This is a genomic window from Pinibacter aurantiacus (assembly GCF_019130065.1).
In the GTDB taxonomy this organism is placed as follows: domain Bacteria; phylum Bacteroidota; class Bacteroidia; order Chitinophagales; family Chitinophagaceae; genus Pinibacter; species Pinibacter aurantiacus.
In genome coordinates this window covers 483,570-510,095 of the sequence record NZ_JAHSPG010000001.1, presented here as the reverse complement: position 1 = coordinate 510,095, position 26,526 = coordinate 483,570, and the positions used below count along the sequence as shown (strand labels likewise).

The window sequence follows — 26,526 nt, the reverse complement described above, 5'->3', positions numbered from 1 at the left end:
CAAACAACGATGAAGAAAATAATAATCATAAACATTTTGGCACTTGTAATTGGAATGACACAAGCAGGTGCGCAGGGAATACAATTTTCAAAGATGTCATTTGAAGACGCGAAAGCGCTGGCAGTAAAATCCGGCAAAAACATTTTTGTAGATGTAATGGCTTCCTGGTGCGGACCTTGCAAATTGATGGAAGCAAAAGTTTTTCCCGTAAAAGAAGTGGGCGATTACTTCAACGCGAATTTTGTTTGCTTAAAACTCGACGGCGAAAAAGACACTGCACACGGCGTGTTTAAAAAGAACAAAGCAGGAGCCTATCCAACGTATATGTGGCTTGACAATAAAGGAAATTTATTGGACGTACAAGTTGGCTATATGGACGCCCCTGTGTTTTTAGACAGAGCAAAAAAAGCACTCACTTCCGACGTTGCGAAAAAAGAAGCAGCATATGAAGCAAGATGGAACGCCGGTGAAAGAAATCCACAGATGGTGAATGAATATGTTTTCGGTATCCTGAATAAAGTGCATCCGGAAAAAGTGTACAGCTACGTAGAGCAATATGCAAAAGGATTGTCGGAAGAGCAATTGAAATCAAAAGAAACAGCCATGATCCTTTCCAGGTTCATGTCAAGACCAAGAGATGGTTTTATTTTTCAAACATTACTGAAGTATGACACCGTATATGAAAAGTATGTTGGCTATCCTTTGTACAGCACGAACATGTACCGCATCGTTGTACGTGCGGGCAATGCAGCGCTTGCGCAAAAAGATACCGCAGCATTCAACGCTCATTTCAATGTGATAAAGAAAGCCCCTCTTAGAGAGAAAGATATGTACATGGAAATTATTGATGCAGAGAAAGATCTCAACACTAAAAATTACAACGAAGGCCTGAGAAAGATTATAGCTCTTGGTGGCAAATACGGGGAGAGTCATCCGTATCTGTTTCAGCAATTTTGTTATTCCCTCGTTTCTTCAGAATTTTTCAAAGACGCAAAGATCTCCGACGATGAATCGAAACAAGTGATCACAATTGCGTCGAAAGCATTTGAGCTTGTGCCCACTAAAGAAACTGTTTTATACCTCAGCGCTGCTTACGCAAAAAGCGGAGACTATAAAAAAGCGTACGAAGTGATGACGGCCATTACTTCGTATGAAGATCCTAAAGTGCCCGGTGGTGTAGTGAGAGATTGTCTCGGCGTGCCAATGAAGATAACAACGCCATACGGCTCATCTGAAGAAGGAAAAAAGATGAAAGAGCTGGTTAAACAAAAATATTTTAGTGCAAAAGATGCGGGATAGGCCTACGTTATAAATCGATGTCGTTTTCTTTAGCACATTAATGTCCTACGGGCAATAAGGCTCATTTCCGCTGATTTTCTATTGATATTGTTCCGCTATGCGGAACGTTTGCCCGTAGGGCATTGATATCAATAGAAACTTCCAAAGAAAGGAGACCTTTGTCCGTAGGACATTAACACTACAAAATTCGATTTGCCTAAGGAAACGACATTACCTAAGGAATACAGTTATACATGTCCGGTGCAAGCCGGATTTGTATAAAATCTGTTTTTGTTAATAAAAGCGTTCTTTACTTCTTCAACAAAAACAACAATATTGCGATCTCTGCATAATTGCCCAGTGAAGTTCTCAGCATGCGCAGGGCCTTTCGTTTATGTTGCTCAACAGTGTTAAGCGAAATATCCATTCGCTCAGCAATTTCTTTATCAGATAAAAATTCTTCGCGGCTAAGTTTGAAAACCATCCTGCATTTCTCCGGAAGATTTTCGATTTCATTCTTCAGTAATTGTTCGAGCTCGCGGGTTTCTATATGTTGAGCAGTCGTGTCAACGTGTGTGATTTCTTTCCCGGCAATATTTGCAAAATACTTCTGGCGCACTTTCTCCTTTCTGTAAATGCCTAGTATTTTATTTTTCAGAATCACATACAAATATGACTTGATGGAAGTATCGGAAGAGATGGAAGTCTTGTGTGTATAAAGATCAATAAACGATTCCTGCACGAGTTCCTTTGCAATTTCCCTGTCACCCGTTTTATTATAAGCAATGGAAAGCATAGGCATTAAATAGCGCCTGTAAATGCTCTCAAATGCAGCTTCATCGCCCTGTTGCCAGAGGTTGATGAGGTTTTGGTCGTTATAATGGGAATACGCTTCGATGTTTCAAATCTACAAAATCATTCATTTCGCCAAGTTTTACGGGTAACAAAAAAATAATTTTTCCGGAGTAACGGTAGCGGCTTTGTTGTGCATCTTAACATGGTAACATACACAAACGCATGGAACAAGAACGCCTCAACTTGCTTATTGAAAAATATCACAGCGCCGGTCTTTCAACCGAAGAGAGGGAAGAACTGGACAACTGGTTTCATGAACTGAGCATACCCGGATCAGACATTACTGAATGGATCGCAGAGGCAAACGGCGAAGAAGTGATTGCTAATGAAATGTTTAGCGATTTTATAAATCGAAAAGAGACGCCTCAAAGAACCTCCAGGTTAATCTATTTCAAATGGGCCGCCGCTGCGGTTTTCGCGGCTTGCCTGTTTGGTGCCGGTTATTATTTACTTACATCGAAAAACATAGAGCCTGCAAAACAAACGATTGTTAGCAACGAAAAAAAGATTGTTCCCGGAGGAAACAAAGCAATCTTAACATTGGCAAGTGGTGAAAAAGTTATTCTGGAAGATGTACAAAAAGGCAGCGTTGCAACGCAAGGGGACATTGCCATTAACAAAATAGCCGACGGAAGTATCGAGTATAATGCTTCAGGAAAAAAAGATATTACAGAAGAAATTGCCTACAACGTATTAACGACGCCCGTCGGCGGACAGTATCATATCACACTATCAGACGGCACTGGCGTTTGGTTGAACGCAAGCTCCTCCATAAAATATCCTTCAAAATTTATTGGCAACCAAAGAAAAGTTGAAATTACCGGTGAAGCTTATTTTGAAGTAACCCACAATGAATCTGCACCGTTCAGGGTTTTGGCCGGCAAGCAAATGGTGGAAGATATCGGAACTGCGTTCAACATCAATTCGTACGACAACGAACCTTCTTTAAAAACAACATTGGTAGAAGGCAAAGCCAGGGTAACAAATAATAACGAAAGTTTTATTCTCGATCCCGGACAGCAAACACAACTGAACCCTAATGACCAAAAGCTACGACTGGTGAGCGGTGTAGACGTTGGTGAAGTAATTGCATGGAGAAACGGTTTGTTTAAATTCAACAATGCGAGCCTTCCCGAAGTAATGCGCCAGGTTGCCAGATGGTATAATGTAAAAGTGCAGTACGAGGGAAAATTGGAAAACAGAAAATTCAACGGTGAAATAGCAAGAAAAACGAGTTTACAGGAAATGCTGGAAATATTCAGCTACCTGAATTACGAGTTCATAATTGATCAGCAACAACAAACGTTAACCATTAAACAGCATAATTAATCACTTTAAAACATAGCTTATGTAAGACGCCAACTTGTTTAACAACCATTCCTTTAGCCAAATAAAAAAACGCAAAGTGTTACGACCACTTTGCGTGTATGATTGGTTATCTAAGTGAATGGAAATTACTTTCCGGACGAATTCAATTATCAAACCAAACTAAACAAATGTAATGAATTTTTATTCTCTTACTATTGTCGTGCCCAAATCACGGCTGCTTAAGAAAATTGTTAGGGTTATGAAGGTAACCAGTTTAATACTGCTGATCGGTCTGCTACAGGTAAGTGCCACCGGCCTTAGCCAAAAGATCGATTTAAATGAGAAAAATAGTTCGCTGGAAAAAGTGTTCAAGTCGATTACAGATCAATCGGGCTATCACTTTTTTTACGACAGCAAAGATATTTTCGACCAGAAAATATCAGTGTCGCTGAAAAGCGCCACCATTGATGCCGCTATGGCTGCATGTCTTAAAAATACATCGCTTGCCTATAAAATAATCGGCACCAACGTGATTCTTCGCAAGGAAGAAGATAAAACAATGGATGCACCTAAAGAGGCAAAGCCCGCTGTCATTGCAACCATCACCGGTAAAGTCACCGACACAAAAGGTGCGGCTTTGCAAGGCGTTACCATTTTCAATAAAGACAATAAACGGGCTGCTATAACCCAGGGTGATGGCTCGTTTCAGATTGGAGCGGACAAGGGCGATGTGCTTCAGTTCAGTTCTGTCGGTTATCAGAGCAAAGACGTTACGGTTGGTACTTCTACCAATTATCATGTTGTATTGGCCATCGCCAATTCTCCGATGGAGCAGGTGGTTGTTGTTGGCTATGGTAGTTTGAAAAGAAAAGATCTTACCGGTTCCGTTTCCACAGTGAATGTAGAAGAAGTCAGAGACATTCCATTCACCAGTGTTGATCAGGCGCTGGCTGGCAAAGCTGCGGGCGTGCAAGTAGTACAGGCAGATGGATCGCCCGGTGGCGTGGCAAGCATCAGGGTAAGAGGCGGTACTTCCATCATGGGTGGAAACGATCCGTTGTATATCATAGATGGCGTACAGGTTACACCGCAGGATCGCTATATCAAAACACCCGGTGAAGTAGTTGACCCTGTTGCTCGTGCAGGTGTGGCAGACGATGGCATTTCTTCCATTGGCGGCGGTTTTTCAAGAGGGTTGAATAGTTTGGCGGGATTAAATATCAGCGATATTGAATCCATTGACATTCTGAAAGACGCCTCCGCAACCGCTATCTATGGCTCCAAAGCAGCGAATGGCGTGGTGATCATCACTACCAAAAAAGGAAACTATGATGAAAAACCAATTTTTCAATTGAATAATTACACAGGTTTTTCTGTACCTATAAAAAGCAAATTGCTTAATGCGGATCAGTACAAGATTATCATGAAAGAAGCTGCTCAAAATTTAATTGACGAGCAAACGGCCGCAGGCGAAGTACCCGATGCCACTGCCAGCAGCATTATCAATGACCCAAATTTCTTAGGCACCAAAAACACTGATTGGCTCGATCTTGTATTGAGAAATGGACTTACGCAAAATACCGATATCTCTGTAAGAGGCGGTGGAAAAAAGTCTCGCTATTATACATCAATTTCATACAGCAAACAGGCTGGGGTTGTAAAGAATACAGATTTTTCGCGCCTTTCAGGAAAGATCAACCTTGATAATGAAATCAGCAAAAAGTTCAGATTCAACCTCAATCTTGACTACGGCTTTACCAACAACAACATTACCAACGGTGCTTATTCTCAAGCCTTGTATGCGCCGCCAACGGTGGCTCCGTACAATCCTGATGGTACATACACAAACCTGACAGGAAACGCGCTGGGAGCAACTAACTACAGTGGTTTTCAAAATCCGTTGTTGTTGTTGAATGGTATCAACCTTGGAAAAAATGCCGCCTTCCTCGGATCGCTTGCGTTGGAGTATAAAATTTTGCCCGACCTTAAATTCAGGAGCCAGGCTTCTATGAATTATAATTTATACAGGCAAAGGAACTACACGCCGTCATCGGCATTGGTTTCTACCAGTAGCGGATCGAGTGATTCAAAAGGCGGCGTAGGGTCTCAGGGCCAAACAGAAGCGCTTTCTTATCTGTTTGAAAATACATTGAACTACAACAAAGAATTCAACGCGAACAGCCGTATTGATGTGGTAGCAGGTACTTCATGGCAGTCGGACAAATCATCTTCCTTCCAGGCCTCCGGTCAAACATATCCTGACGACAGAATACTGAACAACCTGGGCGCAGCTGCAGTAACATTGCCCAACACATCATCTTCTTACGAAAGCTCACTGTTAAGTTTTTATTTGCGTGCAAACTACACGCTGAAGGACAGATATATTGTAACACTAACCGGCCGTTCAGATGCATCTTCAAAATTTGCGCCGGATGAGCAGGTTGGTTATTTTCCATCTGCGGGTTTGGCATGGAGAATGTCGCAGGAAAAATTCCTGAGAAACGTTAAATGGCTGGATGAGCTGAAACTAAGAGCCAGTGCGGGTTATACCGGAACACAAAATATTGGCAACTATTTATACAGAACGCTCTACACCACCGGAACCATTAACGGAACGAATGCCGTGATCCCTACACAACTGGGGAATGACAAAATTAAATGGGAAAGCACACTGCAAAAAGATGCGGGCATTGATGTTTCCTTGTTCAAATCAAGACTGAACGCAAGTGTTGGTATTTATGAAAAGCAATCATCAGGATTGTTGTTCACGCAGCCATTGCCGTCCAGTTCTTCTTATTCAACACTCACGGCCAACCTTGCAGATATCAGGAACCGTGGTATTGAAATTGCGTTGCAGGGAACGATCATTCAAACAAAAAACTTTTCATGGAGAAGTGCGTTCAATCTTTCTTCTAACAAAAGTTTAGTTACCAACCTGAACAAGGATTATGTAGATCCAAATCACGGTTCAGTATTAAGTGCGGGTTCTTCCAGCATCATTCTTTCAAACACGGTATTGCGGACGGGCTATCCTGTGGGACAATTCGTGGGCGCAAAGTTTACAGGCATTATACAGGATAAAGGACAATTGGAAGCATATAGAAAAACATATCCTTACTATATGTTCTTTACACCTTACATGAACATAGGTGATCCAATGTATTTTATTCCCGATTCAGGATATGCAGCAGGGTTCCCTGATAACTATCAGTTGATAGGAAGTGCGACGCCAAAGTTTTACGGAGGCTTTACCAATACATTCTCTTACAAGAACATTAGTTTAACGGCATTGCTGACTTATTCTTACGGCGGCAATATTTTGTACATGGCAGATGTACAAAATCAATACGTGTCTGATCTCAGTAACAAAGGTGTTCATATACTTGATCGCTGGACGCCAACGCACACCAACACAGACGTGCCTCGACTCATCTATTCGCAAAATGCATCCGGCCCGTCCAGCAACAACATTTACAGTTCCTCATATTTGAAATTGAAGTCGGTAACACTTAACTATCAGTTCAGTGATAAGCTGATGAGAAAATTGCAAATGCAATCGGCTATGGTGTACGTATCTGCAACAAACTTGTTTACCGTAACAAAGTATCCGGGTCAGGATCCTGAAGTGAGCAACGATCCATATAGTTTGATCAATGGTTACACAGATGCAAATGCGTACCCAAGTGTGAAGCAGTATATTTTTGGTTTGAGGGTAGCGTTTTAAAGCTTAACGCTTAACGCAGAACGCTTAACGCAGAACGCTTAACGCCGGACTTAAACCATTATCAACAAAATTTTAAATGACAATGAAAAAATATTCAGTTTGCTTTCTAAGCATTCTTACTATACTAACACAAATCGGTTGTAAAAAGCAATTGGATGCACTGCCGAAAGATGCATTGGTGGAGGGCAATACCATTGTTGACCAACAAACGGCCACGACTGCATTGCGAGGTGTTTATTATCGCTTCGCCTTTGCGACAAATACCGCCACAAACTGGCTGCCAAATGAATTGAATGGCAACATACTTGCGGGTTTCATGGCAGACGGCCGCAACACCACAAATGATGAAATTAATAAACTCGGCAGCACAAGCATGAATAGTGAGTGGGGCAGAGAATACACTTTGATCAATGCCGCGAATGGTGTTTTATCCGGAGTGAATAAGGTGGGTGACGACAAATTTGCCGATGGAAGAAAACAACAAATACTTGCCGAAGCCGCATTCCTGAGAGCATACGCACATTTTAAATTGCTAAGCTGGTTCGGCCAGTGGTATGATGTAAACAGCAAGTATGGCATTATGCTTCGTAAGGATTTTGTGACCTCAACCAACTATGCACAAGCCCGTGAAAACGTAAAAAATTCTTACGATTTCATTTTACAGGATGTTGACCAGGCCATTAACAACGCCGCAGAAACGAGCCAGAATGTGTATGTAAACAAATGGACGGCAATGGCTTTAAAGATGCGCGTATTGCTACAACGCGGACAGGGCGATGATTATACGCAATGCGCCGCACTTGGCGACAATATTATCTCCAAAGGTCCATATACTTTGGAAAGCAACCCCAAAGATATTTTTTACACGAAGGGATTGACCAGCAATGAGGTAATGCTTGCTGTACAACCGCAGGCAAACCAGGGAAGTTATTATTACAACACATCGGGCAACTATACATCCAGCAGATCCGGTTATTATGTAGCAACAGATAATTTAAAGAATTTGTTGAACAACGATCCAAGGCAGGCGTGGATGATCGGTCCTAAAGGAAAAGCAAACAAAGGTTGGTATTTCATTAAGTACATCCAGGCGGCACAAACAACAACACAACTTTCTGAAGTAGCTTATGCCATCCGTTTATCGGAAGTGTACCTGATGCAGGCAGAAGCAATCATCCGTTCCGGCGGAGATATTGCAAAGGCAAAACAACTGATCAAGACGATAATGTCAAAAGCAGGTATCACAGATTTTTCCGTTATCGACAACACAAGTGATCCGCAGCAATTACTAAAGCAAACTTACTATGAGTATGTAAAGAACTTTGTGGGAGAAGATGGCACCGCTTATTGGGCGCTGTTGAGATTTCCGTTGGAAACAGTTACACAATTGCGACCAACCATAACCAGCAAAGATCAATACATATTACCCATTCCGCACGATGAGTTTGTAAACAATCCTTTGATCGGCGATCAAAATCCCGGCTACAAGCCATAATGGTATTACATCCCGATAAGGCTTCTGTCTTATCGGGATATTTTGAAGTTTTTGGTAGTCAGCTTTAGTGCTACTATCAGACTTCTGTTGCCTGCCCGACTTTGTCATTCAGGCGGGTGTCACTCACTTGTACTGTAGTAATTCTATTGTGCAAAGTGAACCAGCCTTTCTATGTCTTTAATTACTCAATGCTAACAACTATCAACTAACAACTGGAAAAAATGAAACCAATAATATTATGTTTTACACTCACACTAAGCGCATCGGCGTTCGCGCAGTCGAAGAGCAAGCCATTTATATTAAACGGCAGCATTAGCAATGGTAAAAGTGATACCGCCATTATTTCATACACCAATGCAGAAGGAAAATATGTGCATGAAAGTTCGTTGATCAAGAACAATAAATTCTCCTTCAAAGGAAAGGTAGAAGAACCAGGAAGTGCGTCGCTGGTTTTCAGAACGAAAGGACAAGTAATTGATGAAACAAAAAAGGAAAGAGAAAAAGATGTGCGGATATTTATAGAGCCTGCAACAATGAGTGTGGCTGTAAATCTTACTGATCTTGCGCATCCCAAAATGACGGGGTCAAAAACGCAAAAAGAATATGAAGCGTATGAAGCAAGTATTGAACCGGTGAATCAAAAGATCAGAACATTACAGAAGCAGCTTGCCGATGAGAAAGATTCTGTTGCGAGGAAAGCAATTAAATCGCAGATGTCGTCATACTCAGCCCAAACATCAGACCTGACATTTGATTTCATTGCCAAACATCCTGATTCCTACATTTCCGTTTATATGTTTGCTTTCTACGGTCAGCTGAAACCATTTGATACAACAAAAAAAGTATTTGCATCTTTGTCTCCCGCAATGCAGCAAACACGCATCGGCACAATGATTCACAAGCAGATCACAGCAATTGAAGCATCGTCACCCGGCAAAGCGGTAGATAATTTTACATCAACAGATATCAACGGAAAACAATTGTCGTTCGCAGATTTCAAAGGCAAGTACCTGATCATTGATTTCTGGGCGAGCTGGTGCGTTCCTTGCAGAAAGAGCCATCCGCATTTGAGAACTATCTTTGAAAAATACAAATCAAAAGGGTTGGAAATTATTGGCGTAGCTGACGATGACATCAGACCGCAAACGTGGAGAAAAGCTGTAGCACAGGACAGCATTGGCATCTGGCACCACATCTTAAGCGGCTCCGATCAGGATAAAAAAATGAAAGGCATTTCAAATCCCGATGACCTCATGGAACGCTTTGGAGTAACAGGTTTGCCGACAAAGTTCATTGTTGATCCAAACGGAAAGATCCTGGCAAAATTTATTGGCGACGATGCAGAAGGAATTGACAACGAGCTGAAGAAAATATTCAACTACTAAACGAAACAATCAACCTATAAACAATTTATGAAATCGAAAATAACAACGGCGTTGGTGTTAATGTCCGGCATTTCACTTGCGCAGACGAAAACTTTTGTGATCAAAGGGAAAATAGGAACGCTGAATGCGCCTGCAAAAGTATATTTGACCTATAGCCTGAATGATCAGCAGATAGAAGATTCCTCTTTGCTTTCCAATGGCTCGTTTTCATTTAAAGGTAAAATGGATTATCCGGTACATGCGATGCTGCTACTAAGTCACGATGGCAAAAATGTAAAGCAGGAGAGAAGGGCAGATAGAAAAAGTTTCTACATGGATAATGCTGTTCAGTTTACTTCGGCAGACTCCATATCTAATGCAGTTTTAACAGGCTCACTTGTAAATAAAGAAGACCAGGAATTGCAGAAAGCGCTAAAACCGGCTCAGGAGAAAATGAACAAACTCTACACTGAATATGCAGCCGCATCGGAAGAAACAAGAAAGACCACAGCATTTGAAACAGAGATGAATGCAAGAAATAACGAGATTGAAACAGAGAAGAAAAAGGTTGAAAGAGAATTCATCACCGCACATCCAAATTCCATTATAAGCCTTTATACATTGCAGGAATTGGCCGGTCCAATACCCGATAATGTTGATGACATTAAGGGTTTATACAGCTCCTTATCTTCTGCTGTAAAAGCTACCGCGTTGGGAAAGAAATACGAAGCAATGCTGGCGATCCAGGAAAAACTGGCTATTGGTAAAATTGCGCCAGACTTTACCGCACCCGATACAATTGGCAATAGCGTAAGCCTTTCATCTTTTAGAGGCAAATATGTATTGCTCGATTTTTGGGCGTCATGGTGCCATCCTTGCCGCGATGAGAATCCCGTGCTGGTAAAAGCGTACAGCAAATTTCAACCTAAGGGCTTTGAAATACTAGGCGTATCTCTTGACCAGCAAGCAAAGAAAGACGCGTGGTTAAAAGCCATTCACGACGACCATTTATCATGGATGCAGGTATCTGATCTCAAATACTGGAAAAGCGAAATCGCTGCGTTGTATGCGATCCGCGCCATTCCGCAAAACTTTCTCATTGACCCACAGGGCAAAATAATCGCAAAGAATTTAAGAGGTGCTGCTTTGGAAACAAAACTGGCGGAGATATTTAATTAGTTTCAACCACTGAAGTCTGAAATGATTGATATTATAATTGTTGTAAAAATATTTCGAATGCAGTCACCACGACAGAGTGTTTAAATAATTGCAAAACCCGCTACAATAGCGGGTTTTGCAATTTGTCGAAAAGCTTGCGAAGGCTTTCAAGGTTTTTACAATTGGATTGCATGTCGTAGAGCTTAATAGAATTTTCTACTCATAGGACAGCCTCCTGTATTCTTCCCGATCGCACAGCATAAATGGCATATTCTTGCCATTAGGGTTGCTGATAATTGCTGTATTCATTCGTGGTAATCATATCTACAGCGCTACCAAGGATATTTAAATTAATGGAGACTTCTTCTTTTAGAGGAAGGTATCGTTCAATGACCTCATTGTATTGATAGATCACTGTGCTGGCAAGGTAATTAGCTTTAAACATTTTGATCTTGAATGAATTGGTGATGCTGCCTTCTGAACGTAGCAGTTTACCAGTGGTGGCGTCAAAGAACAGTTTTACCAGGCAATCTTTCATGAACTTATTATCATCTATCATTGACGTTTGATCGTATTGAAAACTTACCACCAATTCCTTACCATCATCCTTTACAAGTTTGAAAGTGCTTGTATCTGGCTTTAACGCCGGAATGTGTTGATCATGTTGTTTTTTGAAAGTAGATCGATCAGAACCAGAGGGATTGCCATTATTGACGCTCTGCAAGGCCCAGGCTTCTTCTCCAGTCTTGCTGGCATCATGGTGAGCCTTGTATATCTTTTGGCTGCTCTCTGTCACAATTGTAGTGATAAGGTCAAAATTGAACCGCAGCTCATTGTGTTGGGTCAAAGAGTCGATAGCGATCCTGTTAATATGATATTTATCAAATGCACTTTCCACAGCTGCCCGCTGACAAAATGCATGAACAGTAAATGATAACATCAAACAACTAATTATCAGAATTCTTTTCATTACGGGAATGTATTACTGAATGCAATTGGTCTTTAATTCGCATTTGGCCAATACTGGCCGGATGGTTGTTTCTGCTACAGACATTATTTTTACCTTGTTGTCATAGCCCTTTACAGGAAAGATCTTAATGTAGTAGGATTGACCCGCAGCAACGGAAATGGACAGAGCCTTATTTTGATTTGACAGACTTTTTGAATGCGCTGTTACATTTAGTTGATGGTCACCGGGCATTACAAAGTGCGTCGAATACTGATCGTTATTAAGTACACACATGAGCGTGCTGTCAACGAAACAATGAAAAACGAGCAGTGACCCTTCATAGCCGGTACTACGGACAAAATAAATCTTTGCCATTTGTGTTGTGTCCTGCGCCCCGGCAACAGTTTTAAAACAAGTAACAAGAAAAAGTGCTAGCAGCAATTTTAATGATCGCATAATTTAATTGAATTGGTGAGTAGAGATATGATATAGGGCGCAGAGTGTATAGCAATATAGCTCTTTAAAGGCTTTTGGCAAAAAGCTGAAACGGGTTTTTATTCAAACAAATGCGTGACGTTATAAAAGTCTGCAAAGTCCTTTGGAAAACCTTAACGAGAGCAACTCTTGACATAAGAATAGAACGCATTTTTGATAAATAATAATGATTGTTTTTTTGTTAAAAACCTCCAACTCAAATTGCCGGTTTCAATTTGTATCTTATTTTTGCAGTAATTCAAATCCTACCTCGCGAAAGACGTCAAACTCACCTTTGCATCGTTTACTGGTTGCAAATACACACAACACGAATCTTAAGCTCCTGAATTTTTACACAAACGTTTGCGTTGACTTTTTCAAACACCGTCTACTAATTTTATCGGGTGCACATAAACGTGCCGAAGCCTTATGCCCGACAAAATTTTGTTGCTTACCCATTCTTATAGCATGAATTTTTCAGACACAACCTTTTAACAATCAGAAAATTCACATTGACGAGCAACCGGAATTATTGGAAATAAAAATTCCTGATTTTATCAACAGTAAATTAGTTGCCATGAAACCCATTTTTGCCCGGATACCGGAAAATCTGGAAGACGTATTTGCCGTGCGGGTAACGCACCTTCCCAGTTTCTCAACCGAGTTTCATTTTCACAAAGAATGCCAGCTCGTTTATGTTAGGGAAAGCGAAGGCAAAAGAATCGTAGGGGACAGTGTCGAAACTTTTGCCGGTGATGAAGTAATATTAATTGGTTCGGACTTGCCACACGTTTGGTATAATGACGAGCAATACTTTCGTAAGAATGAAACGCGGCAGGCTTCATCCATTGCGCTGTTCTTTGATCCGAATAAACTTCTCGAATTGATGTCTCATTTTGGATCGGTAAAAAAACTGGAAGCTTTTCTGGCCGAAGCGAAGCGTGGAATTAAATTTACCGGAGCAACAAAAGAGTTACTTAAACAGCAATTGGTTGCTACATTAACGCAGGATAATTTGCAACGGCTGATTTCATTGCTGCAAATTGTTGATGCTGTGGCAAATAGAAGTCATGAGTACGAATTACTTGCCAGTAGCGGTTTTGTGAATAGCTACCAGGAAAAGAACTACGATCGCATTGATAAAGTGTTGCGGCATGTGTTCGATAATTTTACAACGGATATTGAGCTTGACACTGTGGCTGCAATCGCAAACATGAATAAACAGGCATTTTGCCGTTACTTTAAATCACGTACAAAGAAAACGTTCGTGCAATTTGTAAATGAGGTAAGGATCGGTCACGCCTGCAAATTGATTACAAACGGAGAAGGCCGTATTTCCAGCGTGGCATATGATTCCGGCTTTAACAGCCTGTCTAATTTTAATAAAGTTTTTAAAGAAGTGAAAGGCATCACTCCCAAAGAGTATACACGCATGATACAGTCATAGTTTCATCAACATCGTTCTTGCCGGTCTCTCCGGTCTTATCAGACTATTGTTTTTTTTAAAATAATACATAATACATACCGCAATGTTATGTAGCAAATGGCGTGCGTTTATATAGATATGCATTGCCTGCGCCAATACTTGTGCAGGAAAATGCCCGCAAATCTCTTGTTGCTAATATTTAGGAGGCAACTATCAATTTCTCTGTAGTAATCTCATTTGTCAGTAAATAATTTTGTTTCAACCAAATCATTTTTTACAAACCCATACTGACTTATGAAAGAGTTCTTTAAAAACAAATTTTTAAGACACGGGATTTTGTTGCTTGTCGTAATATTTACTTTCAACATTTTTGCTGCGCATGCACAAGCACAAAACAAAATATCCGGCAGTGTACTCAATGCTGCAAAGGAACCGTTACCATTAGTTACCATAACTAACAGAAAGGCCAGCATTGCTGTAACTACAAACGAAAACGGCCAGTTTACAATAACAGCAAAAAAAGGAGATGTTATTGAAGCTTCTATGGTTGGCTACAACTCCCAAACAATAACGATAAAAAACACAAACATTATTGTATTTACGCTTGAGCAGTCCGAAGCAAAAATGAATGAAGTAGTAGTTGTAGGATACGGTACACAAAAGAAGGTGAATGTATCCGGCTCTGTAAATACTGTAAAGGTTGGCAGCCTCATCAATCGTCCGGTAACAGATCTTACTTCAAGTTTGCAAGGGCAGGTTGCGGGTGTAACGGTGGTGGGCCGTCCGGGCGATGTTGGCCAGAACAACAAGAGCATAAACATACAAGGACGAGGAAATCTTGGAGGCTCCGATCCTTTTTATGTGGTGGATGGTGTGCCTGTTACAGTATCTGATTTCAACCGCATCAACCCATCTGACATTGAAAGTATGTCTATTTTGAAAGATGCCGCAGCTTCTTCTATTTATGGATCAAGAGCAGCTTATGGTGTTATTCTTGTTACCACAAAAAAAGGAAAGGAAGGTAAGATGCAGCTTAGTTTCAATGGTTACTATGGCACGCAAACCCCAACAGTACTGCCACATACACTGGATGCAACAAACTATGCTCTGCTAAGAAATGAAGCAGCACAGAATGATGGCAAAGGAGCCAACTATTACTACACCAATGAGGAGATACAAAAATTCCGTGATGGCTCCGATCCGGATAATTATCCAAACACCAATTGGTATGACCTCGCATACAAGAAGAATGCACCAATATGGCAAAGTGAAATAAGCGCCCAGGGCGGTGGCAAAACCCAATACTTTTTAAGTGGTAGCGTAATGAAACAGGGATCACTCGTGCCCGGTAAAGACCTTACACGCTATTCACTTCGTTCCAACACTTCCTCACAGGTGACTAACAATTTTCGCATAGGAAGTAACCTTTCGTATATACGTGATGGATATAATTTTGATGGCGCTCAATTCAGTTACACAACACTTGCCGCAGAAGTGCCGACGATGGTAAACAAACAGAGCGATGGCACATGGGGCACTATGAATGCAGGCGCAGTAGATGCGGGAAGAGCAAAAGGCAATCCTATCAGAACATTGCAGGAAGGCGGGCACAGCAGTTATGAAACAAATCGTTTTATCGGATCGCTCAATGCAAATCTAAGCCCCATCAAGGGTATGAACCTGAACGGCATGGTTTCTTACAACATGTTAAACTACAGGAACTCTTCATTCTCAAACTACATGGACCCTGTCATTAACTGGCAGACAAAGGAACCGATTCCATCAACAGCAAGTTCGTCGCCCAACAGATTATCAGAGAGCTGGGAGAGCAGCGGTAACCTGCTATTGCAGTTCACTGGTGATTATGAAAAAACAATCAAAAATCACAACCTGAAAATATTATTGGGAACATCCTATGAAGACTATATCGACAGAACGCTTGGCGCCTGGAGGCAAAATTTTGTAAGCAATGATCTTAACGTAATTGATGCCGGAGATATCGGAACTACTTCAAATGATCTCGGCAACAATGGAAGCACACAGCAACGAACGTTCAATTCCTATTTTGGAAGATTGAACTACAACTACAGCGAAAAATATTTCGTTGAAGCAAACATCCGTCGCGATGCATCATCACAATTTGCACCCGGGCGCCGCTGGGGAACGTTTCCTTCCGTGTCCGCAGCATGGCGCATTTCAAAAGAATCATTCTTTAGAAATGTAAAAGGCGTTGACGAATTGAAGCTTCGCGCATCATGGGGCAAGCTTGGTAATGTGAACAACGTAGGCTATTATGATTACTTTGACGGCCTTTCCTCAGGCACCGTTGGAGTATTGAACAATTCACTTGTGTCCGGCGTATATCAAACAAGACTAGCCAATCCCAATCTTACATGGGAAGTAGTAGATGTAAAGAACATCGGCCTTGACGGAACTTTCTTTAATCATAAACTAACCGTGCAGGCTGATGTATTTAACAGAATGACAAGCGATATCTTACTGAATCTTCCCGTTCCTTACGAGTGGGGCGTACCAGGAGAAAGCCAGCCACAAAATGCCGGCAAGGTTCAAAACAAGGGTGTTGAGTTAACATTGAACTACAGCGATAATATTGGCGATTTCCATTACAGTGTTGGCGGCAACATGTCGAGAATATGGAATAAAATAATTGATCTGCACGGACAGGACAACCAGATATATTCTGATGGAGAAGGAACTTTCATTTATAAGGAAGGGCAGGCAATAGGATCGTTTTACATGATTAAGTCCGATGGTTTGTTTGTAGATCAGAATGAAATCAATAAGCATGCATTCCAGAGCAGCCTCACAAAACCAGGAGATATAAAATACATTGATCAGAATAAAGACAATACCGTTGACGGCAGTGATCGTGTAATTACAGGTAACAACATGCCCTACTTTACCTACAGTTTTAACCTGTCTTTGAGTTATAAAGGATTTGATGTAAACGCGATGGGGCAGGGCGTTGGTGGCGGAGTTAAAGTATATCTGCAAAATGAAGCATCGTGGGCATTCTTCAATGGTGGTACTGTAAAGGAATACCATCTTGGTCGATGGACACCGCAGAACCCGGACCCTCATGCCATCTATCCGCGCTTATCAGAGAGTTATCCTGAGAACTACGGCAATGATTTCTGGATGTACAATGCAGATTATTTCAGGATTAAAGTATTATCAGTAGGCTACACTTTACCGCAGAATGTTATCAGTAAAATGCATCTGCAAAAACTACGTTTGTATCTCTCTTCAAATAACCTGTTCACTTTTTCATCAGACAAAAGGTTGAAAGATTTTGACCCTGAAGTGCCATCATCAAGAGCTACTTTTCCTCAGTTAAAATCAGTATCAGCGGGTCTGAATGTAATCTTCTAAGTTTCTTAACTAACAAAAAACAACAATGAAGTCAATCAATATATTCGCCGGAACTCTCCTCGCGGTGTTTACGTTTACCGCATGTTCCAAACAACTCGATCAATATTCACAGAGTGAGTTATCCTCCGAAACTTACTGGACAACCGAAACAGAAGCAAGACTTGCTGTAAACTCCTGCTACAGTTTTTTGAGCAACAGCTATGCGATCGGTTCACCTGTTTACAACGCACTATTCAATGAGGCCTTTGCAGACAATGGTTATGGCGTAAACAGTTGGGATAGCGACGCGCAATTAATATCAGCTGGAGCCATAACGCCTGCTGGTATGATATATACAGGGTATGACTATACACGGGTTTCTCTTTGTAATAATGTGCTTACCAATATTTCTAAAGTGCCAATGGATGAAACGCTGAAGAAAAGATACATTGCGGAAGCAAGGGTGTTGCGTGCGTTCTGGTATTTTCTAAATACTCAATACTATGGACCGATGCCATTGGTAACTGATTATACCAGCGATCCTAAAACACTGGACATAACACCAGTATCGCAGGAGAAACTTTTTGATTTCATCACTTCCGAATTGGATGCCGCAAGCGCTGATCTTCCTGATTCTTATTCCGGCTCCGGTGCTGGCAATGAAAAGGGTCGCGTGACAAAATGGGCGGCAATTGCGCTGGAGGCCCGGGCATATTTATACCGCGGTAACTGGCCAAAAGCAGCAGAGCTGTCAAAAAAAATAATAGACGGTGGACAGTTCAAACTTTTCCGTGTGAATGCACTAACCACTGCAGACATGGCCGATGATTATTCTAGCCTTGTAACATTTGCAGATGATAATGCGAAGACAAAATTCTACAAAGGACTGCGCAGTTATGAAAAGCAATTCTGGGCTGAGAATGATTTCAATTCAGAAGTTATTTTCGACGCTGGTTTTGTACAAAATAGTCCGTATAGTTTTTCCACTCCATGTCAGTTAGTATTGCCTCCCTCGTATGTAGGTGGCTGGACAGGAATGTTACCAACGCAGGCGTTGGTGGATGCATACTGGAAGGCAGACGGAACAATGTTTACACCGCCTTCAAATGAGCAACGTGCAAATAATTACAATGAAGGAGCGCCTACTGCGGCATATTTCAACGAATTCAAAAATCGCGATACACGCCTATACGCTTCGGTTGTTTTTCCCGGCAATAGCTGGAACGCATTGATCAAAGATGATCCAGGTGGTTTAGGAACAGGAATTTGTTACTGGTCGCCGGACTACAATCCGCTGGGATACAACTTGCGAAAACTGGTAGATCCTAATTATGTATTGGATTGGACCTCTCCGCAAAACTTTCCGTTGGTGCGGTATGCGGAAATGTTGTTAACTTATGCTGAGGCCCAAAATGAAGCAGCAGGTCCTGATGCCAGTGTTTATGCAGCATTGAACGACATAAGAGATCGTTCAGGAATGCCTTCGGTAACGCCCGGTCTTTCCAAAGATGCAATGCGGGATGTAATAAGAAATGAGCGCAGGATTGAATTGGCAGGCGAAGGTTTTCGTTACGACGACATGCGCCGCTGGTACAAAGGGCAGGAGCAAATAGATAAAATGCAAGGTATATACAGTATTGACAACACCTTAATACAACCAAGAGACTGGCAATTGAAAGATTCGTTGTTACCTTATCCGCAAGACGCGGTGGATCGCAATCCCGCATTAAAGGATGCACAAACAGGCAAAGGATATTAAACGAGGTGTTGGTTTATATTTCTCACGCGCGAATAAAGGTCGCTTCAATTTATTGAAGCGGCTTTTTATAAAGCCGAAGCGAATTATTTTAAGTTTGTGTAAGCAAACAATTTGCACAAAAAATAGCGTTCGATTAATTAGCCGTATAACTAAAGACGTATTTGATTTGAATAATTATAAAATGAGATTGATGAATCGCATTATGCTGTGCATAATCATTTCTGTACTGTGTGTAAGTAATACATATGCTCAGTGGTCTGTTTTAGAAGGAGATCCCCGAATACAGCAAAACAGGAGTGAGCTGTATTTGTACCAGGTCTTTTCAAAGAAGGAATGGAACGCCAGCAACTTCGCTTCTCCCGCAGATATGCGATGGCATGAAATTGCGCGGTATGGCATGTTCATTCATTTTGGATTATCTGCACACGAGAATAAAGATCTGAGTTGGCCAATTGTTTACAATCGTAAGATGCCTGATGCAGGGCATGGTGAATACACCGACAGTGCCTGGCAAAATGTTTGGCCATCTGAATTCAGGCTTGAAAAATTCAATGCCGATGAATGGGTGAACATAGCCAAACGTGCCGGGATGAAATACATCATAGTCATCGCAAAACACCATGATGGTTTTCATATGTGGGATACTAAGTATTCCGATTTTAAAATCACCAATACGCCGTTTAAAAGAGATTATTTAAAAGAACTTGCAGATGCCTGCCACAAAGGCGGTATGAGATTCGGCATTTATTATTCCCAGCGTGATTGGTATCATCCGGACTATGCTCCCATTGATTCGAATACTGTTGACAAAATAAAAGACCCTCCTTATTATAAAGCAAAGCCGGGTACGGAAATTAAACACGGCATTACTCACCAAAAGTATATTGACTATCAATTCAACGTTGTAGAAGAGCTATGTACAAAGTATGGCAAGATAGATGAGTTTTGGTTCGACGCTGTTTATTGGGGTGGCATGTTTACCGCCGATATGTGGGAAAGTGAAAAGCTGACACGCATGATCCGTCTGTTACAACCAGGGATTATTATAAACAATCGCGCAAGTTTACCCGGAGATTTTGATACACCCGAGCAGCGCATTGGCATGTATCAGCGACGGCCGTGGGAAAGTGCGATGACCTTGAACGGAAGCTGGGCCTATTCCCCGGAGCCGGTTAAACCTGTAAAGGATTTATTAAGAGAAATGTTGATGGCTGCCGCGGGCAACGGAAATGTGTTGTTGAGTTGGGGTGCCAAATGGAACGGTGAATTTGACGCTGCTCAAAAAGATAGTTTATTAAAAATTGGAAGGTGGCTAAAGCAATATGGATCGGCATACTATGGCACACATGGCGGGCCATGGATGCCAACCGAAAAAGTCGGAGCCGTATACAATGCAAAAACAGTTTATCTCTATGTTTTCAATTGGAGCGATGAAGGAGTTAAACTTTCCGGGATAGGCGGCAATCCTGTTGTTAGTGCCACTTTGTTAAATGTAAAAGAAAAATTGAAATGGAAAGTCGAAGGCGATAAGATTGTTCTTTCAAAGCCCGGTAGAACAGACAGCATCGTGACGTTGGTCAAACTGGTGATGACCAAGCCTGTCAGGGACGTTAATGCAGCAACGGTTAAATCAATTTTCAGTGATCCTGCTTTCGGTAGAAAAATATTGGTTAAGACGATAGAAAAAACAGAATGGGAAAGTCATTTCTATACAGTTGATTTTGGTGTAATAAAAAATATAACCGGATTGTATTTCCCGGAGAAAAATGCAGCGATACAAATAGATGTTTCGATAGATGGTGTTACATGGCAGGAGATGGGCACTGTAGACGAATCATCAAAAGAAATGGCTTTTACAACATTTATGACCGGCATCAATCTGCCCGGCCGTAAACTGCGATATATACGTTTGCATATCACTGGTGATGCAGCAGACGTAAAATTTGATGTATTTGCGAAATAAGAATTTTTTAATCAAAAATGAAACGGATCGTATGTTGAAGAAAACAGTAGTTGCCTTTCTGTTGATAGGAATTGCTATACAAGTTTTTGCACAGGAGAAAACAAGCAAAGCAGTAATCAAAGGATTTCTGGATAAGCGTTTTGGCATGTTTATCCATTGGGGGCCGGTAAGTTTACGCGGTACGGAAATCGGTTGGTCACGTGGCGAGCAGGTTAATACTGCTGAATATGATAGTTTGTATAAAGAGTTTGATCCTGTTTTATTTAATGCAGATGCCATTGCTAAAGTGGCAAAAGATGCCGGTATGAAATATCTAACGATCACTGCGCGGCATCACGATGGCTTTTGCCTGTGGCCAACAACATTTACCGATTACAACATCATGCATACGCCTTACAAGAAAGATATTGTTGGTGCATTGGCACAGGCTTGTAAAAAGCAGGGATTGAAATTTTGCATTTATTATTCCGTGCTGGATTGGCACCATCCTGATTATCCTTTTCATAAACCTTATTCCAATGAATTTGACACGACGGCAAACATGGAACGTTATGTGATTTTCATGAAGAACCAATTGAAGGAACTTATCACAAAATACGATCCTTACATGCTGTGGTTCGACGGGCAATGGGATTCTGTATGGACCGAGCAAATGGCGCGGGACATGTACGCTTATCTGAAGAAACTCAAACCAGATGTAGTCACCAACAATCGTTTAGGTAAGGTTATGGCAGGAATGGGTAATGAAACATTCGACCTCTCAAAGATGGTGGGAGACTACGATACACCAGAACAAATTGTGGGCAGAATGAACATGACAATGCCTTGGGAAAGCAGCTTTACCATTTGCCAGCAATGGTCATGGAAGCCCAATGATAAAATGAAATCATTGAAAGAGTGTCTTAGCATTCTGTCTCAAACGGCAGGAGGCAATGGCAACTTAATTCTGAATGTTGGGCCCATGCCTGACGGAAGGATTGAAGCAAGGCAAATTACACGACTGCGCGAAATCGGAGATTGGCTGAAAATAAACGGGGAAGCGGTTTATAGCACATTGGGAGGTCCGTATGAACCCAATTCCAATTATGCTGCCACAAGAAAAGACAACAGGGTATATCTTCACGTTATTAAAACGGATACCTCCTTAATTGAACTGAAAAATATTCCGGGAAGAACCATCGTTCGATCATATCTTATCAATGGGCAATCCGTTACAATTGAAAAAGGAAGTGAAACATTCAAGGTTGTACTGCCCGTAGACAGGTTCAATAAAATAGAGTATATTATTGTGCTGGAACTGGACGGCAGTGCAGAAACATTGCCGGTTATTCCCAGATAACAGAGTTGATCTTGCTTCTTGTTAAGAAGTCAGGAACACACAAACTATTTGCTTTTTTAAAAAATTATTATCTAAAATGGAGCGCCGGGCATGAAGAATTATTTTGTTAGAACATGTTTTTTAACTGTATTGTTTTTACCGTTGATCGTTGTAAAAGCACAGGTAAATCCGTCACATAATTTGCGGTTTAAACAACTTGCCCATAAGTGGGATGAGGCAATGCCAATAGGTAACGGAATGCTTGGGGCGTTAATATGGGAGAAGAACGGAAAGCTGCGGCTTTCTCTTGATCGTGCGGATCTTTGGGATGAGAGGAAAGCGCTTGATCTGGGTAAATTCAATTTTAAATGGGTTGAGCAGCAGGTTTTGAAAAATGAATACGATACTGTGCAACGTGTTGGTGATTACCCTTACGATATGTCTCCATATCCAACCAAATTACCTGCAGCGGCGATAGAGTTTAATATCAATTCCTTTGGGAAAGTTGTATCGAATGAGTTGGATATTCGGAATGCGATTAATACCGTTGTTTTTCAAAATGGCACAGTGTTTCATTGTTTTATTCATGCTACGTTGTCACGTGGGTACTTTGCATTTGAAAACATTTCCCAAAGCGATTTCGAGACTGCCATGCCGCAGCTTGTTACTCATGCTTACAATATAGATGCGGTGGAAGATAATAAAGACAATAGCCATGCAGGCAGTAGTCTGCAAAAACTTGGCTATGCTAAGGGTAGACTTACGAAAACTGGCAGCAGTATATGGTACAGACAACCCACATACAGCGGTCATTATTTTGAAGTGCGTGTTGAATGGAAAAGATTCCCAGGCAATAAAATTATTGGAACATGGACCATAACCAATGATACGATGAGTTCTTTTTACAAGTGGCCCGGAGAAGCTTCCGCGGCTGAAAACCTGGCGTCGCATATCAATTGGTGGAAAATGTTTTGGTTGCAGTCTTCCGTATCGTTACCTGATTCTTTGCTTGAGAAACAGTATTATCTTGACCAGTATAAACTAGGGAGCGTAAGTCGTTCCGGCTCTCCGGCTATTACCTTGCAAGCTGTATGGACGGCAGACAATGGAAGTCTTCCGCCATGGAAAGGAGATTTTCACAATGACCTGAATACGCAACTTAGCTATTGGCCATGTTACACAGGCAATCATTTGGCAGAAGGAGCTTCATATATCGACTGGCTCTGGAAAATCAGGCAGAAAAATTTTCAGTATACAAAACAATACTTTGGTGTAAAAGGACTGAATGTGCCCGGCGTTGTAACGCTGAGCGGCGAACCAATGGGAGGATGGATACAGTATTCACTCTCTCCAACAATTGGCGCATGGTGTGCACAATATTTTTACTGGCAATGGAAGTACTCGATGGATGAAAAATTTCTAACGGAAAAGGCGTATCCATATGTGCGCGATGTGGCCACTTATTTGGAAAATATTACGAGCTTAAAAAATGGAACAAGGAAATTGCCACTTAGCTCAAGTCCCGAATACAACGACAATGACCGGAGCGCATGGTTTTTAGACTGGAGCAATTTCGATTTGACGCTTGCAAGGTTCTTGTTCAGTGCGGCTGCGGAATTAAGCAATAGTGCCGGAAAGAAAGAAGAATCAAAACACTGGTTACAAGTATTGGATCAACTGCCGTTTTACGAAGTAAATGAAACCGGCTTTACAGTGGCTCCCGGTCAAAACCTGAATGAGTCGCATCGGCACATGTCGCAGTACATGGCTATTTATCCGTTGGCGTTAATGGACATTAATAATGCGAAGGACAAAGTAATCATCGACAATTCTTTGAAGCGGCTTGAACAAATGGGCACAAGAGCCTGGTGCGGTTATTCCTTTAGCTGGATGGCATGTTTGTATGCAAGGGCACACAAAGCTGACAGCGCCGTAAAACAATTGCAAATATTTGCTTCCAATTTTTGCTCATCAAATAGTTTTCATCTAAACGGCGATCAGAAGGGTGGACAGTATTCGAATTTCACTTACAGGCCCTTTACGCTCGAAGGAAATTTTGCCTTTGCCCAGGGTGTACATGAACTTTTGCTGCAAAGCAAAAATGATTACATCGAAATATTTCCCGCCGTGCCAAACTCATGGAAGAATGTTTCGTTTGCGAATCTTCGTGCCGAAGGCGCGTTTATCATCAGTGCTGCGAAAGAGAATGGAGTTCCGTCTTACGTAAAAGTCAAGGCAGAAAAAGGAGGCTTTCTTCGAATAAAACTTCCATTCAAAACATGGCTTATAAAAAACAATATTTCTAAAAAAGCGGAGAGTAAAGACGGGATTGTTGAAATAAAACTAAACGCATCTGAAACGATCATTTTTGAAAACGCATACGAATAGCAACCGAACAGCTAGTTCAAGTAGCGACGACATTCAGACAAATATTTAATCAGTAAAAAGACTCAGTATAAATCTCATGAAACTATTGAAACTCAAATTTTTTTTTCTGCCTTTGTTGTTATTGGTGCTGAATAATTTTGTTAGTGCACAAATCCAGCAACCATCGGCAAAGCCAAGTGCTGCACAGCAAGCAATGATAAAACGCGGTTACGGGATGTTTATACATTTCGGCGTAAATACATTTACGGACAGTGAATGGAGCGATGGCACAACACCTGTTGATAAATACAATCCCACAAAACTTGATTGTGACCAATGGGTGCGTGTTGCAAAAGATGCCGGTTTTCGCTATGTGCTGCTCGTTACAAAACATCATGATGGATTTTGCCTGTGGGACAGCAAATACACAACGTACGACGTTGCTTCTTCTCCGGTAAAAACGGATGTTGTAAGAGCCGTGTCAGATGCGTGTAAAAAATATGGTCTGCAGTTCGCTGTATATTATTCATTGTGGGACAGGCACGATTCATCCTATACGAATAAAGATCCGCAGGTGTATGTAAACTACATGCTTAAACAGTTAACGGAATTGTTTACCAACTACGGGCCAATAGGAGAGCTGTGGCTGGACGGCGGTTGGGACAGAAAGCCATCTGATTGGGGAGTAGACCAGGTATATGCATTGGTGAAAAAATTGCAACCGATGTGTGTGATGAGTGTAAATCATACTATCGTGAATGAAGAAGGCAAGCGGCATTACACAAGACCTTCGAATATGACGGAGGACAACAAATATTTCTTTCAATACTTTCCTTCAGAGTTCCGGTTGTGGGATCCGGCCATTGTTACAAGGTTTGATAAAAAACAATATTTGCATGAAGGCAAGTCTTACTATTTGCCATTTGAACATACAATATGCTTGAGCAAACGATGGAACTGGTTTGAAAAATCGCAGCCTTTGCCTGCCCGCGACCTCGATGAACTGCAGGAATTATTTTACTGGTGCACTTACAATGACAACTGCCTTGTGGTAGATGTAGCGCCGGATAATACGGGGCGTATTCGTGAACACATGGCAAACACCGTCATTGAGCTTGGAAAAAGAACAGGTATTACGCCGGGCAAGCCTTTGCCACAAAATGGCAAGTTCATTTCATTCAATACTCCGGTCGCTGCAAGCAGCGTTGATACCGCCGAAGGCAAACGTCTGGAAGCAAGTGCGGTAAATGACGGCAAGTTAGATAGCCGCTGGCAATCTGCAGATACATTGGGTTTTGTTGAAATGGAATTAGATGCGAAAGAGTCATTCAACAAGATCACCATTTTTGAATACCAGGACGTAGAGGAATTGCCCGATGGTTTTTCGCAAATACGTAAACCCCGCATACAGCAATACAGTATTGATATTTTAAAAGACGGAGAATGGCAAAGCATTTATCTTGGCGACGAACCCATGAGTGATTGTAAGGTTATCAGGTTTCCCCACAGCTATTCAACATCAAAGTTGCGGTTTAAAGTATTAAAGGCAACCGGTCGTCCATCGATCAATGAAATATGCGTAATAAAAATGCCGTAGAGCATCAACAAGTGGAAATGAGAATGTTCAGAATAATCTAAAAACTACTGATAAGGCGATTGTCCTTTGTCTTGCTGGTGCCGGATTTGCGGGGCAATTTTAGTGTCCCCAAATGTTGC

Annotated in this window: 16 protein-coding genes; 13 read left to right on the top strand and 3 right to left on the bottom strand. The window is 41.5% G+C overall.

The window, feature by feature from the left end; all coding sequences use genetic code 11:
• Nucleotides 1–9: 9 nt before the first annotated feature.
• A complete protein-coding gene (locus KTO63_RS01890) occupies nt 10–1,299 on the top strand; it encodes a thioredoxin family protein (RefSeq protein WP_217789425.1) in 1,290 nt (429 codons plus the stop codon).
• Nucleotides 1,300–1,588: 289 nt separating this feature from the next.
• On the opposite strand, the gene KTO63_RS01885 is transcribed toward KTO63_RS01890, so the two are convergent.
• Nucleotides 1,589–2,140 carry an RNA polymerase sigma factor gene (locus KTO63_RS01885; RefSeq protein ID WP_317195732.1) on the bottom strand — a complete coding sequence of 184 codons (552 nt, stop codon included), beginning with the start codon at nt 2,138–2,140 and terminating at the stop codon, nt 1,589–1,591.
• 155 nt (nt 2,141–2,295) lie between these two features.
• On the opposite strand from KTO63_RS01885, the gene KTO63_RS01880 reads away from it, so the two are divergent.
• The 5 genes from KTO63_RS01880 to KTO63_RS01860 all read left to right on the top strand — a co-directional run bounded on the left by KTO63_RS01880 (nt 2,296) and on the right by KTO63_RS01860 (nt 11,203).
• Nucleotides 2,296–3,462 carry a FecR family protein gene (locus KTO63_RS01880; protein WP_217789424.1) on the top strand — a complete coding sequence of 389 codons (1,167 nt, stop codon included), beginning with the start codon at nt 2,296–2,298 and terminating at the stop codon, nt 3,460–3,462.
• Nucleotides 3,463–3,700: 238 nt separating this feature from the next.
• Nucleotides 3,701–7,165: a SusC/RagA family TonB-linked outer membrane protein gene (locus KTO63_RS01875; protein ID WP_232372987.1), complete on the top strand. Its 3,465-nt coding sequence runs from the start codon at nt 3,701–3,703 to the stop codon at nt 7,163–7,165.
• A gap of 82 nt (nt 7,166–7,247) precedes the next feature.
• Complete coding sequence (locus KTO63_RS01870; RefSeq protein WP_217789422.1) at nt 7,248–8,660, top strand: RagB/SusD family nutrient uptake outer membrane protein; 1,413 nt, start codon at nt 7,248–7,250, stop codon at nt 8,658–8,660.
• Between the two features lie 221 nt (nt 8,661–8,881).
• Nucleotides 8,882–10,045, top strand: coding sequence for a TlpA disulfide reductase family protein (locus KTO63_RS01865; RefSeq protein WP_217789421.1), 1,164 nt, complete (start codon nt 8,882–8,884; stop codon nt 10,043–10,045).
• A 27-nt stretch (nt 10,046–10,072) separates the two neighbouring features.
• On the top strand, nt 10,073–11,203 hold the full coding sequence (locus tag KTO63_RS01860; RefSeq protein WP_232372986.1) for a TlpA disulfide reductase family protein: 1,131 nt from the start codon (nt 10,073–10,075) through the stop codon (nt 11,201–11,203).
• A gap of 259 nt (nt 11,204–11,462) precedes the next feature.
• Here KTO63_RS01860 and KTO63_RS01855 read toward each other — a convergent pair whose 3' ends face one another.
• Together KTO63_RS01855 and KTO63_RS01850 are read right to left on the bottom strand one after the other, a co-directional pair.
• Nucleotides 11,463–12,152: a hypothetical protein gene (locus KTO63_RS01855; RefSeq protein WP_217789420.1), complete on the bottom strand. Its 690-nt coding sequence runs from the start codon at nt 12,150–12,152 to the stop codon at nt 11,463–11,465.
• Nucleotides 12,153–12,164: 12 nt separating this feature from the next.
• On the bottom strand, nt 12,165–12,587 hold the full coding sequence (locus KTO63_RS01850; RefSeq protein WP_217789418.1) for a DUF2846 domain-containing protein: 423 nt from the start codon (nt 12,585–12,587) through the stop codon (nt 12,165–12,167).
• A gap of 595 nt (nt 12,588–13,182) precedes the next feature.
• Here KTO63_RS01850 and KTO63_RS01845 point away from each other — a divergent pair.
• The 7 genes from KTO63_RS01845 to KTO63_RS01815 all read left to right on the top strand — a co-directional run bounded on the left by KTO63_RS01845 (nt 13,183) and on the right by KTO63_RS01815 (nt 26,407).
• The gene (locus tag KTO63_RS01845; protein WP_217789417.1) at nt 13,183–14,052 is read left to right on the top strand and encodes an AraC family transcriptional regulator; all 870 of its coding nucleotides are present in this window, start codon (nt 13,183–13,185) and stop codon (nt 14,050–14,052) included.
• 273 nt (nt 14,053–14,325) lie between these two features.
• Nucleotides 14,326–17,424 carry a SusC/RagA family TonB-linked outer membrane protein gene (locus tag KTO63_RS01840; protein ID WP_217789416.1) on the top strand — a complete coding sequence of 1,033 codons (3,099 nt, stop codon included), beginning with the start codon at nt 14,326–14,328 and terminating at the stop codon, nt 17,422–17,424.
• A 25-nt stretch (nt 17,425–17,449) separates the two neighbouring features.
• Complete coding sequence (locus KTO63_RS01835; RefSeq protein WP_217789415.1) at nt 17,450–19,162, top strand: RagB/SusD family nutrient uptake outer membrane protein; 1,713 nt, start codon at nt 17,450–17,452, stop codon at nt 19,160–19,162.
• A gap of 190 nt (nt 19,163–19,352) precedes the next feature.
• Nucleotides 19,353–21,125, top strand: a complete 1,773-nt coding sequence (locus KTO63_RS01830; RefSeq protein ID WP_217789414.1) for an alpha-L-fucosidase — start codon at nt 19,353–19,355, stop codon at nt 21,123–21,125.
• A gap of 31 nt (nt 21,126–21,156) precedes the next feature.
• Nucleotides 21,157–22,464: an alpha-L-fucosidase gene (locus KTO63_RS01825; protein ID WP_217789413.1), complete on the top strand. Its 1,308-nt coding sequence runs from the start codon at nt 21,157–21,159 to the stop codon at nt 22,462–22,464.
• A 90-nt stretch (nt 22,465–22,554) separates the two neighbouring features.
• On the top strand, nt 22,555–24,831 hold the full coding sequence (locus KTO63_RS01820; protein ID WP_217789412.1) for a glycosyl hydrolase family 95 catalytic domain-containing protein: 2,277 nt from the start codon (nt 22,555–22,557) through the stop codon (nt 24,829–24,831).
• Nucleotides 24,832–24,907: 76 nt separating this feature from the next.
• Nucleotides 24,908–26,407: an alpha-L-fucosidase gene (locus KTO63_RS01815; protein WP_217789411.1), complete on the top strand. Its 1,500-nt coding sequence runs from the start codon at nt 24,908–24,910 to the stop codon at nt 26,405–26,407.
• The last annotated feature ends 119 nt before the right edge of the window (nt 26,408–26,526 follow it).